At 58.9% G+C, this 14,223-nt stretch carries 14 protein-coding genes; 10 read left to right on the top strand and 4 right to left on the bottom strand.

Going from position 1 to position 14,223, the window contains the following annotated elements:
* Positions 1 to 332: 332 nt before the first annotated feature.
* Positions 333 to 1,127: a hypothetical protein gene (locus tag BBDE_RS08400; protein WP_003839073.1), complete on the top strand. Its 795-nt coding sequence runs from the start codon at positions 333 to 335 to the stop codon at positions 1,125 to 1,127.
* Between the two features lie 177 nt (positions 1,128 to 1,304).
* On the opposite strand, the gene BBDE_RS08395 is transcribed toward BBDE_RS08400, so the two are convergent.
* Entirely contained in the window at positions 1,305 to 2,606 is a 1,302-nt protein-coding gene (locus BBDE_RS08395; RefSeq protein WP_228369697.1) for an ABC transporter ATP-binding protein, read from the bottom strand.
* Positions 2,607 to 2,837: 231 nt separating this feature from the next.
* The gene (locus BBDE_RS08390; RefSeq protein WP_012902436.1) at positions 2,838 to 3,572 is read right to left on the bottom strand and encodes a zinc ribbon domain-containing protein; all 735 of its coding nucleotides are present in this window, start codon (positions 3,570 to 3,572) and stop codon (positions 2,838 to 2,840) included.
* Between the two features lie 133 nt (positions 3,573 to 3,705).
* On the opposite strand from BBDE_RS08390, the gene BBDE_RS08385 reads away from it, so the two are divergent.
* From BBDE_RS08385 to BBDE_RS08345, 9 genes are all read left to right on the top strand, one after another.
* Positions 3,706 to 4,590, top strand: coding sequence for a hypothetical protein (locus tag BBDE_RS08385; protein ID WP_003839076.1), 885 nt, complete (start codon positions 3,706 to 3,708; stop codon positions 4,588 to 4,590).
* 202 nt (positions 4,591 to 4,792) lie between these two features.
* Entirely contained in the window at positions 4,793 to 5,566 is a 774-nt protein-coding gene (locus BBDE_RS08380) for a hypothetical protein (protein WP_003839079.1), read from the top strand.
* Positions 5,563 to 5,973, top strand: a complete 411-nt coding sequence (locus BBDE_RS08375) for a hypothetical protein (protein WP_003839080.1) — start codon at positions 5,563 to 5,565, stop codon at positions 5,971 to 5,973. Before BBDE_RS08380 ends, BBDE_RS08375 begins: the two co-directional genes overlap by 4 nt.
* A gap of 139 nt (positions 5,974 to 6,112) precedes the next feature.
* Positions 6,113 to 6,400: a hypothetical protein gene (locus BBDE_RS08370; protein WP_012902435.1), complete on the top strand. Its 288-nt coding sequence runs from the start codon at positions 6,113 to 6,115 to the stop codon at positions 6,398 to 6,400.
* A gap of 119 nt (positions 6,401 to 6,519) precedes the next feature.
* Positions 6,520 to 7,167 carry a 5' nucleotidase, NT5C type gene (locus BBDE_RS08365; protein WP_033489015.1) on the top strand — a complete coding sequence of 216 codons (648 nt, stop codon included), beginning with the start codon at positions 6,520 to 6,522 and terminating at the stop codon, positions 7,165 to 7,167.
* A complete protein-coding gene (locus BBDE_RS08360; protein WP_003839085.1) occupies positions 7,164 to 7,859 on the top strand; it encodes a hypothetical protein in 696 nt (231 codons plus the stop codon). Before BBDE_RS08365 ends, BBDE_RS08360 begins: the two co-directional genes overlap by 4 nt.
* A 10-nt stretch (positions 7,860 to 7,869) precedes the next feature.
* Complete coding sequence (locus tag BBDE_RS08355; protein WP_012902433.1) at positions 7,870 to 9,303, top strand: zeta toxin family protein; 1,434 nt, start codon at positions 7,870 to 7,872, stop codon at positions 9,301 to 9,303.
* Between the two features lie 299 nt (positions 9,304 to 9,602).
* Positions 9,603 to 10,079, top strand: coding sequence for a hypothetical protein (locus BBDE_RS08350; protein WP_003839088.1), 477 nt, complete (start codon positions 9,603 to 9,605; stop codon positions 10,077 to 10,079).
* Positions 10,080 to 10,116: 37 nt separating this feature from the next.
* Positions 10,117 to 11,649, top strand: a complete 1,533-nt coding sequence (locus BBDE_RS08345; RefSeq protein ID WP_003839089.1) for a 5-methylcytosine restriction system specificity protein McrC — start codon at positions 10,117 to 10,119, stop codon at positions 11,647 to 11,649.
* 239 nt (positions 11,650 to 11,888) lie between these two features.
* Here BBDE_RS08345 and BBDE_RS11370 read toward each other — a convergent pair whose 3' ends face one another.
* Complete coding sequence (locus BBDE_RS11370) at positions 11,889 to 13,196, bottom strand: DUF4357 domain-containing protein (protein ID WP_003839091.1); 1,308 nt, start codon at positions 13,194 to 13,196, stop codon at positions 11,889 to 11,891.
* Positions 13,197 to 13,360: 164 nt separating this feature from the next.
* Entirely contained in the window at positions 13,361 to 14,068 is a 708-nt protein-coding gene (locus BBDE_RS08335) for a hypothetical protein (protein ID WP_003839092.1), read from the bottom strand.
* Positions 14,069 to 14,223 lie beyond the last annotated feature (155 nt).

Genomic DNA, 14,223 nt, shown 5'->3' with positions numbered 1-14,223 from the left:
TTGTCGGGGTTTCCCGTGGAGCCGACGCTCCGGGAAACCCCATTTTTGTTTTATCGTCCTGCGGAGCATGCCGCTCCGGGGATTTCCGGGAGGTCCTTTTTGTTTTCCCCTGGGGTCCGCTCCGGGAACCCTTGTCTTATTTGCTCCTATAGCCGCAAAACGCGATTTGATTGTTAAACCGGATTTTTTGGTTCGTAACAAGTGCGGCTTATACGTTCGAAGACGTTTCACTGGAATGACTAAGTTTATCGCAATAAGACAATCGATGATTGGTTTTGTGATGAATCTCGGGGGTACCCGTCAAAAGATGATGTGGGTCGTATAGTGTCCATATGGATTTTATACAGAACATCTCCCCGTACTGGTGCACTGACCCGAGATTGGCTGCGGCGCGTCTGACGCAGACGACGAAACAATTGCTTGACGTGGATGAAGCCGATCCGGCGGTCGTCGTCGGAGGTCCCGATGCTCTTTTGCCGGTGCCTACGCCTGCGGCCTATATCCGTGAACGCAAGCGGATGTCTGTTCTTTTCCAACTGCCATTCCCGTATCTTCCCGAGTGCATATTCCAACGTGGAGTTCACGAGACGATTGGGGATTGGCGAGTCAGGCTCACGATTGCCTTGGACATGCTCGGCGCCATCAAATACGATGACGACGGAGTGCCATGCTATGGCGCTCTTGACGGAATGCCGGTTACCACCGATGATTTGGTAAAGGCCTGCATCGGTTTCGACGGAGGTGAGCCCTTCACATATCTGGAGGCCTGTGACAGCGTCTGCGAGCAGGTGGGACGTGTCTGGCCCGGTGGATATCCACTCGACGATATGAAAAAGGACGCGTACGTCATCCATGCGCATTGCGTGCGTGGAAGTCTAGTCCTGTCGGCGCAGACGGCTGTCGCCTTTGGCTCCACGCCGGATTGCATGGATGTCGCCGAGGATATTCTGACCCGTATCAGAATCGGTTACGGCGGTCTGTTCGATCCGGCCGGTACCGGAATCGTGGACGTCGACCGGTGGGTCCTCGCCCATAGGAACTGGGCGTTGGACATGGCGTCCCTGCTTGGCGACGCCGGTCTTGAGGATCCAAGACTGAGAGATGACATAGAGAGGGTGCTGTCGTGAACGGCCGTCGTATGATACCCGCTCCCTTGCTGAGAGGCTGTGAAAGGATGGGGAAATTCCGTGGGCTGACGGGAATCCAGCGAACGGGACCGGGTGCGGGTTCCAGGACCGCCTGCATGGTCCTGGAACACATGGCGTGGCACCGATGCGGATGCTCCCGGGGTCTGGATTCTCGGGTCAGTTCTTCAACGCTCCGCGGAACAGGTTCATCGCATCCGCCGGGATTCTTGAGGGATCGTCGAGGTCGCATGCCCTGATCTCGTCGACCAGCTGCTTCGGAGTGACGCACTTGACGCCACCGGTCCAGACGAGGCCGTCGACGTCCGGGCAGCCGTCCTTCCCTGTCGGCACCATGCACACGTATGATGTGCGATCGGCCTTCGCGATGGCTGGCACGCGGCTCCAGTTGCCGGATTGGACCGCCATGTTCTCCGAAGTCGAGAGGTAGGGCCTGCCGTCCTTGCCGGAGACGAGCGCGTGCTGGGACTTGCTGATGCGGACGATCACATTGAGTCCCTTGTCGTCGTGGCCGGCGTTGACGTATTTGGTGTCGGAGCCTCCCTTGTAGTTCTTCGCGTCGACGAACCACACGTGCGTCTTCCCCTGCTTGTCGACGCCCACGAGCGCGCAGTCGATGTCCTTGTCGGTCGGGTTCCCCTTCCCGTCCTTGCCGTATAGCGACCAGAACGATACGACGTTCAGCTTGTTGCCGACGATGATCCTGGCGAGGGTCTCCTCGCCCGTACGGCCTGATGCGATGGCATCGGAATCGAACGGCGAGGATTCCAGACCGCCGCCGGGAACGCCGTTGATGAGTCCGTCATAGCGCGCCTGATGCAGGTTGATCTCCCTGAAGGAGGCGTACCAAGGGTCGTCGGCGCCGGCTGTGTCGTGGTCGACGAGCCTGAAACCGAGATAATTGTTCTCATATGGCGTGGCCCATTCGACGCCGTTCCCACGCGCCACGTCGGGGAAACGCTTCTCGAACGTGTCCGCGTTCCACGCGGCGAGCTTCCCCTTGTTGGCTTTGTACAGTCGAATGTAGAACACGAGCAGTATCGCGAGAAGCGCGACGGCCGCGATCATCATGACGGCCCTGGCGATCCGCAGCTGCCAGGGTACCGTGGTCTGCTGTTGGTTCACTATCTCCGCGAACGAACGGCCGAAGGACGCGAGCGGCCTGCGGTATCCCTTCTCGGAGGAACCGTCCCTTCCGTTGATGGTCATGTACAGCGTGTAGTTGTCCTGCATGTCGCCGACGAGGACGACGCCGTGTACGTAGAACCAGAGGACGACGCCGGCAGCCGTACCGACCAGACCGGCGTAAGACCGTTCCCGCCTGTTGTCGAACCATTTCTGCCCGCTTTCGAAGGGCTTGCCTCCGATGAGGAATCCACCCACGATGAACGCCGCCAGCGTCAGCAACTCCCACAGGCCCAACGGCGGGCATATATATAACAACATCGTTCTCAGAACCATGAGCATGATGTTCACACCTTTCTTTTCCCATTACTCGTGATCGTCATTCGCGAAGATCCGCGGCCTGAGCCGTTCGACTTCACCTCCATATCACCGGATAGACGATGATACCCCCTGTCCGGCGTCATTCGTTCCTCGTCCCATGGCCCCACGCTTTCCGTGGAACCGTTGAGGGGACATGCCGGACAGTCCAGCTCGGGGTTTGCGTCCGACATCGGATGGGGACGGCCGTCACTGGCGGATCATCGTCCAGTAGTCGGGTTTGACCGGTTCGAACGTGGATGGGTCGAGGGCGCAGTCGCCGAGGTTGCCGCCGTTGTACCACATGTATCCCAGGGACCACGCGCAGTTGTCGTAGTATCTGCCTTTCGAGACCTTCCTCTGTTGTTTCTTGGAGAGCGCGGGACGCAGGGCGAACGAGCTGATGTAGCCGTCGTCCGACCCCTTGTCCGGCCGGATCTCGAAACGGGTGATGTCGAAGCTCCTGCCCTTGCAAGATTCGAGGGTGTCGGCCGTGTCGGAGGTGCACTCGTTCATCTCGTCGAACCTGAGGTCGAGGACGTAATAGCCGTTGTCGTCGGGCTTGTCCGAGATGGTGTAGGTGCCTTTCCCGGGCTCGTCCTCGATATCGGACGTGGTGATCACGCCGTTGTTCAGCGTGAACGGGCGGTCCAGTTCGCCTTGGGATACCCAGGTCCCGTCGATGGACGGTGGCGTCTGGGCGGACGCTAGGCCTGTGATGGCAGTGGATCCTCCCGCACCGGTTCCCCGGACTACGCCCCATGTGATCAGCGATCCCGCCAGAAGCGAGACGATCACGCTGGCGGCGATGATCACGGCCAGCCGCGCACGCGTGATTCGGATGACGTGCGCGGTCTTTCCCGCCATGGCGGCACGTCTCGTGCCGCAGTCCGGGCAGACATACTGCCCTTCGATCAGTCGTTTCCCGCAATTGGTGCAGAACATGTTTCCTCCAATTCCTTTGCTTCTTTCACCGGCCATGCGGACCTTCCGCATCCCGTTGGCGTTCCGGTTTCCCACCGGATAGACGCTTGGAACTATCCGGTGTGATATGGGGACGACACGAAAGGAACGGAACATGGCCTTCATGGGACACGACGGAAAATGGCCGGTCATCCTGTGGGATTCCGGCAGGAACATCCCCGACGAATGCGGTGATGATGATCTCATACGCGTTTGCCGGGCGGCTCACATGCTCGCCTACGGCAAACGGAACGAGTCGGAGGCGATCCGGAAACGACTCATCGATGGCGCGGTCGGACCAGCCGAGGACGGTGATGAGACGGATCCCCGCGACAGGACGACCGCGCTTCTGCTCGCGCAGTGGGAATTATGCGGCAAAGGCGCGCGACGCCTGCCGGACGCATCTTCGCCCACATGGGTCGCCATCGACGGCGTTCCCAATGTGTCCGTCACCGACGAGAGGAACGTTGCGGCCGCGGTCCGTCCGCTCGCCGATCGGGGCTGCCCGGTGGTCCGTGTCTGGCTCATGGACGGACCGCTGCCGCGCCGCATGCTGCTCGTGAACGCGTATGAGGCCCATACGGATCGCGAGAACGTGTTCCATCCGACGTCGAAACCACAGTCGGAAGCCGCATCGACGGAAGACGGCGGCGAACAGCGCCCGTCGGGACGCATGGGCCGTCACGGCAGCCTCGAAAACGGAAAACAAGAGCCTTGTGAGAAGAAAGGAACAACACACATGGCGGAAAGCAACATCGAATACACGATCCGTCGCATCGCCGACCAGGCCTATCTGTGGGACGACGACCTCGACGGCAGGCACGTCTCGTGGGAGGACGATGAGGACAACGCGTCCTGGCTGGACACGTACGACCTCGCCATCAGGCTCGCGTTAATGGACGGCGTCGCCGACAACCGGAACGGAATGCCGGTCCTCAAGGAAGGATACGAGGTGGTCAGCCGACAATGGCGTTGGTCGGATGGGAACGCGTGCGACTGACGGAGGGCCGCGGCCCATCATCGGCCTGCTCCGGTATGAGGCACGGTATCCGGCGCGGGCGCCCGAAGCGTCCCATTCCAGAAAGCGGGAAGGAAAGCCTGCCGACCGGCTCTTGGCATGAGGCGCGCACCCGTGTCCCGACTCTTATCAATATCCAAACGATCGCCAATGCGCGGGCAGACACCCGCGCGGGAAGGAAAACATGCGAGCAGACAGTTCGAACGACGACAGTTTCGGCGACGGCGTGATCGAGATAGGCGACACCCGACTTCCGGACGCCATCGCGCGCGTGCAGAAGCAGGTGGACGCCATCGGCTGGCTCGGAGCTGACCTGCGGGTCATTGGCATGGCCCGTTTCCATGATCCCGACATCTCCTGGAAACGCAGAGTGCCGGAGAAGCTGAACCTGTACGAGAAGAGCGTCGACGGGCACGAGCGCAGGATGCCACGTAACCGACGGGCACGTGCCGTCGACATGTTCGCGTTGCGCCGCGATTGCCCCATCAACCACGACACCACCGCGGAACTGTTCCTGTCGTACCGGCGGGACGCGGACGGCCGGATCGTCGTCGACGAAGCCGACCAAAGCGCTTACTGGGGAGTGATGAGGCACGCCGAGGCAAGCAGGGACGGGCTGCTCGCCGATCCGGACGCGCCGGACCGCGACCCGTATCTGCTGGCCCTGTGGGACATGATCTCCGGCCTGGTGGTCCCCCTGCCGTACCGCAGCCTGCTGATCTACCGGTTCTGGAAGTCGGGCATGGGCGTCGAGCTGTACGTCGTGGACGAGGAGAGCCTACGCATCCAACAGCACAACCATCCGGAATGCTTCGCCGATCCGGCCGACGAGCGCCTCATCCAACGGGAGATCGACGAATGCGAGGCGGAACTCGCATACGTCATCGGGAACAACATCAACCTCAGACAGCATCCCGGCGCGTACGCGAAAGCCGGGAGGAAGGAGACACTGCGATGACCGTGCTGACGAAACCACGCGTGGAGACCAAGACCAAAACCACCACGGATATCAAAATCACGTCGGAGACCATCGAATCCATGGACTTCACCGTGTTCGACGACATCTTCGACGGATTCATCCCATTCGGAGACGAGGACGACCGCGGAGGCGGCGACGAGGGCTGCGACAGCCTGTACGAGGAATGCGACCGCACTGCGAAGTACTACATCATGTTCGCCGATCACCAAGGCAGGCAGGACAATTGCGACAAGCGGTATTTCTGCCCGAGGCACTACGCGCAGTACTTGCATTTCATCCTCGACTCGATGCGGTCGAACAACGACATGAAGGACTTGGACGACGAAGAGACCCGATTCGCCATCCGCGCCTACGTCACCGGCTACGGACCCATCCGCAACCGGTGAGAGCGGCGGAGGACGGAACTATCCGGTGGGAGTTAAGCGAAGGGTCCGGACAGGCACCGATCCGCTGCATGCGGATCCGCAACCGTGCCGGATGGAAGAACACGCCATACGCGTGACGGAACAAGAAAGGAAGACCATCATGGCCGAGAACACCAAGGACATCAAAACCGAGCGCGAGCAGGGAGGAGTCGAATACGCGGTGATGCGCTCCTCGGACGGGGCGCTCCTGTGGGACGACGATCTCGACGGAGCCTACCAGTCATGGGAGGACGACGAGGAGAACGCCTCATGGGTCGACTCCAAGGAAGACGCCCTACGTCTCGCGGATTACGCCGGACTGCTGACCGACGGGCGTCTCGCCAAAGGATACGAGATCACGGAACGTCCCTGGTACTACGAGGACGACCTCGAGGAGGACGACGAATGAGACCCGCGCACGGCACCGGGGGAGTCCGAGCCGATGTCATGGCCTCCCGCCAGCCGCGCACGGGACGACAATGGAAGACGGGACCGGGAACGATTTTCCGAAAAAAGGGAAAGGACACGATGACGATGATTCCGAGGGAATACGAGAACCAGAGGGTCGGTGTGAACGGATACCGCGTGCTCAATCTGGATCTCGACGGCGTGTGCGCGGACTACGCGGGCGCGATGCGCGACTGGCTCGTCGCGCACGGCCGCATGGACCCGGACACGGTCCCGTCCTGCGACGAATACAATCTGACCGCCAACAGCGGCTGGCCCTTCACCGGCAAGGAGGACTATCTCGCCGCGCACAAGGCGGCCGAGGCCGACCACCTGTACGCCACGATGAAGCCCATCCCGGGAGTGGCCCGCGCGTTGCGGCGGCTGGCCGGCGAGCACGTGTACATCCGCATCGTCACGCACCGTCTGTTCGTGTCCGGCCAGCACCGCATGGTCGTGTCCGACACCGCGCGATGGCTCGACGAGCAGCACATCCCCTACATGAGCCTGTGCTTCGCCGGCCTGAAGGACAGCATCCAGGCGACCGTCCACATCGACGACTCGCCCGCCAACATCGACACGTTGCGCGCGGTCGGCCAGCACGCCGTCGTGTTCGACCAGCCCTACAACCGGAACCTCGACGGGCCGCGCATGACCGGCTGGGACGACGCGAACGTGGACAGGCTCCTCGAATGGTTCGACCACTGGCCCGCGTACGGAAGGGAATGATCATGGGCGTTCCGGTCGTATACACGGATTTCGACGGCGTGTTGAACGCGTTCCCCGACGACAAGGTGCTGCGGCGCGGAGGCGTCGGCCACACCGGTTGGATGAAGGACGACGACCCGCGCAGGGAGCTGTATTCGGACGCGCGCGCGTTCCGCCTGGACGGCAACGAGCAGGCGCGCACCCCGGTGGGACGATTCCGCATCCACTGGTCCACCGAACTGGCCAGCGCCATGCACGCTTTGGCCGTGTCGGGGCGCGTCGAATTGGACTGGCTGTCGACCTGGCAGCCGTATTGCGTGGACGTGTTGGACCCGATGCTCGGCTGGGACCCGTCGGTCGTCCATAACACCGTCTGGTACGATCCGGTCACCATGGAACGGCGTCTGACGGGCAAATTGTCGACGGTCCTGTCGCGCGTGCGCGTGGAACGGGAGTCGGACGACCCGTCGCCGATCGTGTGGATCGACGACGAGGAATGCTACGACGACGCCGTGGAGGAGGTCAGGGCCGAGGGGCCAGCGGCGCCGGTGCTGATGGTCCGACCCGACATGCACATCGGCGTCAGCCGACGCCAATGGAAACTCATCGAACGGTTCGTCGACGACTGGCGAGGCTTCCCGCCCGTCACGTTCGACGACGAGGACGACGAGGACGGCAGTCGTGTCGCGCGCAACGGGCATGTCGGCCTGTAGGGAGGAACATATGGGGAGCGACGGAATCGAATGGGGTTTGGAGGAGCTGACCGGCAGCGTCCTGTACGACGTGTTCTACGAGTCCACGACCATGCTCGCCGGCAGGATGCTCGCACAGCAACGACTGGGTGCCGCCCAGGGCAACTGGTACAGGGAGCATTGGGCGAGGATGAACCGGTACGAGCTGCTGTTCGACCGCGACAAGGTCGACCCTACCGACCGGGAGACGCTCATCCGCCTGAAACAGGAGAACGATTCGAAACGCGAGGGACGAGCCCATCTCGCCGTGCCATGGCATGCGGTCGGCAGGAACCTCGCGGTCGACGTGAAGGGCATCTGGCGTGACGACATCCGCCCTATCATTGACGCCGCGGAAAGGTCGGACGATCCGTGCACGGTGTTCGTCGGCGGCCAGCCCGGCGCGGGCAAGACGCGGGCCACGCGCCTAGTGCGCATCTCGGGCCTGCATGACGGGTCGCTCCTGCCAGTGAATGGCGACGATTTGCGCCAGTACCATCCCGACTACAACCGCCTGTGCGACGAGGATCCGTTGGCCATGCCGGAGCGGACCGCGAAAGCGTCGGCCGCGTGGATACGCATGACCATGGAATACGTGGACGAGAACCGTATCCCCGCCATCGTGGAGGGCACGTGGAGGAACGCGGCCACGGTGCTCGACGAGGCCGCGAACGCGAAACGCGCCGGACGGTCCACGCACGCGGTCGTGCTGGCCGTGCCGCCGGTCCTGTCGCGCATCGCGATACTGGAACGCTACTACCGGGACCGTTCCGCCGGGCTGCCGGCGCGCTGGACGCCCGCGTCCGCGCACGAGAACGCGGTGGCGAACCTGCCCGCCACGGTCCGCGCCGTCGCCACGTCACCACTGATCGACCGGTTCACCGTGATTAGCCGTGACGGCGAGGTCCTGTTCGACGGCACCGGCGGCCGGAAGGAGGACGGTTGGGACGAATGGCGGGATGCGATGTCACGGTTCGATTTTGCGGAACGGGACGCGCAGCTCGCGCGGATCAACTTCCTCGAACGCGCGTGGTCGGCGTTCACGCCGGACAACGATGATGCGCGCATGCTTCTGGACAGGATCCACAAGACCATACGGCCGAAGGCGGGATACAACGCGGTCTACGTCATGGACGATTACGAGGAGCTCATGCGTGGAGCTGATCCCAGAGTGGTCGCCAAAGCGAGGGAAGGACAGCGTTGGGATCCCTCGGATCGGTTCTTCATCTGGAGTGAGCCGGATACGGGTTATTTCCTTGGCGGGAAGCTGTACGACGTTCCCGAGGATGACGAGGGCGCGCTGTACTCGTTTCCCGCCGAAAGTCCGCTGATCTGGTGCCGTTGCTTCGACTGGTCGGAGGCCTACGACGCTAGGAACCAGGCCCGTGGGGAATGGCTCGCATCGGGCAGGAAACGCCCGCGGTGAAAGTACGGACACGAATGATATGGGATAGCTCTCTCAAGACAAACATAAGGGAATGGCCATGGCCCCATCCAAGCCATCACGCGGCAATATGGATTCCTATTACGCAAGATGATGTTCCGCCGCACCCCCCCCAAAGCGTGATATACTCCGTTCTAGCATCAAAGGGGATTTAGCGAACTTGTGCGGAATGCCATCATACGGAGTCCATCTGTCTCCGAATCCATAACGGAGACGGTCAAAAGAGGCTCGAACCGGACGGAGGACAGACCGGCAACTGATTGATAGGAGGAGAAAACACTATGATGGAAGGCGAGAGCAACCTGGACGGGTTCCGTGATTATCTGAGGCTGGATGAATACGGTGGAAGTGAATGGGCCGGCAGCGGGTACAGGAAGAAGATGTATGGTTTCGCCAATGGCTCGTACATCGACGCGGACGGGACGGTGGTCGCCGTCAACAGTAACAGCGACGCGTCCACGTCGGCCGAGAGCAGGCTGTGTAGGCTTCTCGATGCGGACAGGTACACGCATGGCGAGAGGACCATGCTCGGGGACGTCCTCGAAAAGGGCCTGATCGGCGATTTTGCTGAGAGCTACGAGAACGCTGAGGTCCTTCCCGGTTCCGGGAGCACCTTCGAGAACGCCCGGAAGGATTTCAGGTCGATGTTGGGGAAGCTGCGCGACATGGAGAGCAACCCGGGCAAGGACTACTACGAAGTCAAAGGCACCGAACCACGTTCAACTAGGATGCATTCGGAATCGCGCCTCATGCAATAGGAACCCTTGACTGGAAAGCGAGTAAGGCAGTTACCAAATGAACGAAGAAGATTCCCTCGTCGGCAAGGAATACAATCTCACGGACAACTCCCCAGCCAATGTGCTGGAATCTTACGACCATGACAGGGAGCGGTTGGGGGAGAATGGTAGGTTCGTATTCGACCATGTCCAGATGCTGACCAAGCCGCTGTCGATGCTGCCCACGTTCGACAAACGCTATTCGAACATCTTCCTTTTCCCGAACAGCGCATCGGACATCAAAGACATCGCCAACACGGAAAGCATCCTGCGCTATTCGACCTTCAAAAGGCAGAAACCGCAGCTTTACACGTCGAACATCGCGGGCATTCTGGAATTCAAGGATCATGACGCACACCAGATGCGAGTCACGATTACTTCCAGATTCTTTGACCAAGGCAAGCCTTGTTCGCTCGGCGACGACTGGTTTCTGGCCTATATGATGGACAAGGTCCTCAACTTCAACATACTGGGTCTTGACTTCGATACCGAACGGGACGGAGCATGGCAGAAGATGCTGATGCTGATGATTCCCTTTCATCTGGAACGTGCCATGTCGAAAGGCATATACAAGCAGTACATGTCCCGGCGGTACAACGATTCCCGTCCACGCGGCGTGATTGACATACCGCGTCATATCTCCCGCAACGTGCCTTTCCGTGGAACCGTCGCCTACAATACGCGAGAATTCGACGTGGACAATCCAGTGACTGAACTAATCCGACATACGATTGAATACATCCGGGCGCAGGGGAATTTCGGAACCCAGCTGTTGCGAAACGTCAATAGGGACACGGATACGTATGTGCGTGAAATCCGGCAGGCCACCTGGAAGCATTATGATTCCAATGCGCGTGCGAAAATCATCCACGAGAATAGGACCCATCCAGTCCGGCACGCGTTTTATTCGGAATACCGCGACCTGCAGCAGCTATGTCTGAAGATCCTCACCAAGCAAGGCGTGGATACGGGTTGTGGAGAGGACGCCGTGCACGGGCTCCTATTCAGTTGCTCCTGGCTTTGGGAGGAGTATCTGAACACCCTGTTGTCCGGGCATTTCAAGGATTATGAGGTAAAGCATCCCCGCAATCTGGATCAGCACAAGAAGGACGCCCTTAAATGGCCTATCTTCAAGGTCGGTGGGACGGATGACCAGACAGAGAATTGGCTTATTCCCGACTTTCTGCTCAAGCCGACGGCCGACGACAGAGAGAACATCGTGATGGACGCGAAATACAAGCCCCGGAAGAACATCAGCCGGGACGACCGGTTCCAGCTGCTCGCTTACAAACTTTATTTCCGATCCCACAAAGGTCTTTTCTTATACGCCGCGAAAGACGAGGCCGAAAAAGAAAAAGAGGACCGGAAACTGATCGTCGCCGGCGACGAGAACCACACTGTCGAGGAAATCAGTCTCGTCGTCGGCAAGGGACAGGCGAAAACATACAGTGAATACTGCACTTTGATGAAACGAAGGGAGAAGAGGTTCCTTTCCGACATCGACGATTACATCATGGAAGACGGCAATCACCCCGTTGACGATGAAGGCTGATTTATCCACGACATAACGGATCCACGTCCTCGACATGGCATTTCGGAACTGTTACCGTGACGTTCCTAATCGGCAACATCCATCGGAGAGACGAAACAAATCGAAAAGGAAATGGGTGATTCATGCAACTCAGATATACTGATAGCGGGCTTATTTCCCTACGCCCATCTTTTTAGAATCGTTGTCCATTCTTTTGAGGGTGTCTTTTTGGCCAATCGACGGGATGAAAACGGCCGGTATCAGGCTCGCGCTTCCTTGAGGGTCTTCCCGTCGCTCGTCCTCCATTTCTCCCATCCGTTGCAGGAGGAACCGAGAACGAACCCGGCCGCGGCGGAGGGGCTGCCGAACGGCACGTCACGGATGACGTCGCCGTTCTTCACATACTGTGGATCCTTGCGGACGGAGGACACGGACTGTGGACATGACGAGGCTTCGGTAAGCGCTATGGTACTTCCCTTGAGCACGAGGAAACCGTCGCCATCGGCGATGAGTCTGGCCTCTATCCTGCGACCGTCTTCGCGTTTTATGCTGTTGGACAGGATGAAGGTTCCATCTTTTGTTCCGGATGATGTTCTTTTCCCTGCCTCCTTGTCCGCGTTGGCGGATCCGGACTCCAGAAGGTTCGGATGTGAGATTTTGCCCGGCTGCTGCGGATTTCGAGTCGCTGAAGCGTATTTTTCCTCATTCAAAAGAATCCACGCCATGGTATTTCGCATGCACAGGCAATCCTCGGGGAAGAAATCTATGGAACGCAGTCGAAGCATTCCGGATGGCGGAAGCTCTTCGGGCGCGGGATAATTATGGTATGCGTTTTCGATAATATCCTTTACCCTCTCGCTCCATCCCCGATAATCATCCATCGACCAAGAGTCGTAGGCCGGTATGTGGTTCTCCACTTCGCTGATGCAACGCCGACGGCAGTCATTCAGTATGTTGTATTCATTCTGGACGTACGCTTCCCATGCCCTTTCCGCTTCTTCCTGTTCCTTTCTCCATTCTTTTAACAAATCTTCCTGTTCCTGTTCCCAGACCCTTTTGATAGCAGCGTTTTTCTGCCGCTGTCTCCTTTCTGCGGCTTCTTGGCTGGCAATCCAGGACAATCGCGAGGAACGGACCTCGTTGTCTTTCTGCTTCCATGCCTTTTCCGCGGCTTCTTTCTTGCTTTTGTAGGTTTGGTACCTTCTATATTCGACTTCGTAGGTCTTGTCGTACCATTCCTGCCAATCCTTGAGCTCCGTCTCATGCTGTTCGATTTTCATACGATCGGCCTTCGACGGCTTCTGGTGTTCGTTAAGGAAGTTGATCACGACATTGCAGATGGGCTGCACCAAATACCTGACGATCAGCGTGACAGCTATCCCGATGGCTATCGATGCGACGGCACAGATTAGGAAATATTTGATAAGGCTGAAACACCATTTGAATATTTCTGAGACATTGGCGAATACGGCGAAAAATCCCTTGTGCTGGATTGTTCTGTAGCCCCAAAGATTGAATGTGGCTATCGTTGATGCGATGCATCCTATCAGAGCGAAGACGGATATCACGTTGAATACTGTGTCGGAACGGAAGAAATCAACATGGCTACGGTTTTTCCGCCATTGGTATGGTGCTGGCTTGGGGACGAAAGCAGGTTCTTTCACCTCCGGGCCGACACATGGCTCGGGAGAATAATCCCAGACTGGCTTCTTCTCGGGGACGGGCCTTTCCTCTAAGACGGGGTCTTCAAGGACAGCTTCTCTTCCGTGAAGAAGCTCTCTTTTGGGGCGAGTTTCGGCTTTTTGGGAATGTTGCTATCCGCTATCGCCTTTGCGATAAGCCGTTTCCTGTCCTCCTCCCTGGCCTCAACCATCGCGTTATGGTATTTCCATACCCGATTCAAGGTGCTCTGGCAGTTTTGGCACCATGCCCGGTAATATTTTCCCTCGGGCTTCTGGAGCCAATAGGCTTTGAACGTTCGCCAGTCACGACGATCATCGGAATTCTCAATCGTCTTCTTAATCGTTGTTGAGATGCTCTGCGCGTTCTCCCTGCTTTGATCGAGATTCCGACTCAGAAGGTTTGTACATTCTTTGAATTCGTCCTGCGCTACGGCCATCTGTCTTCTCATGTCGACACTATCGGATGCGTACATGCTTAGGAATCGTTCGACATTATAGCCCAAGCCATTCAGCTTATCGTTCGTGTCCTGGCTTTCTCTAAGCACACTGGCTTGCAGACTGTTGCTTTCCTCCTGCAGTTCCTGCGTCCTGCGCTGCAGGTCGTTGCCTTCCTTCTGCAATCGCCTAAGCCGTGCGGTCTCGAATGTGTTCACCACCGTCGCTCCGGCGACGAACGCGGCGCTGTTCGCCGCGCGCTTCGTGTTTCTTTCGGTCGCGTCTATTTGGAAAGTATACCCTCGTCGCATGCCTGTCTTCATTAAAGAGGCCCGTTGGGAACGAATGAGAGCGAATCGCATGGATCATGGGAAACGTTCATGCGGGATTCCCGCCGGCATGAACGCGATAATCGGCCTTCGAATCTTTCGAATTCGCGCACGGTTCGATGACCTGGACGCGCCACTGCCGTTCCCTT

It is taken from the genome of Bifidobacterium dentium JCM 1195 = DSM 20436 (assembly GCF_001042595.1).
Lineage (GTDB): Bacteria > Actinomycetota > Actinomycetes > Actinomycetales > Bifidobacteriaceae > Bifidobacterium > Bifidobacterium dentium.
Note: the sequence above shows the minus strand (reverse complement) of the source record. Positions and strands in the feature narration are given on the sequence as shown.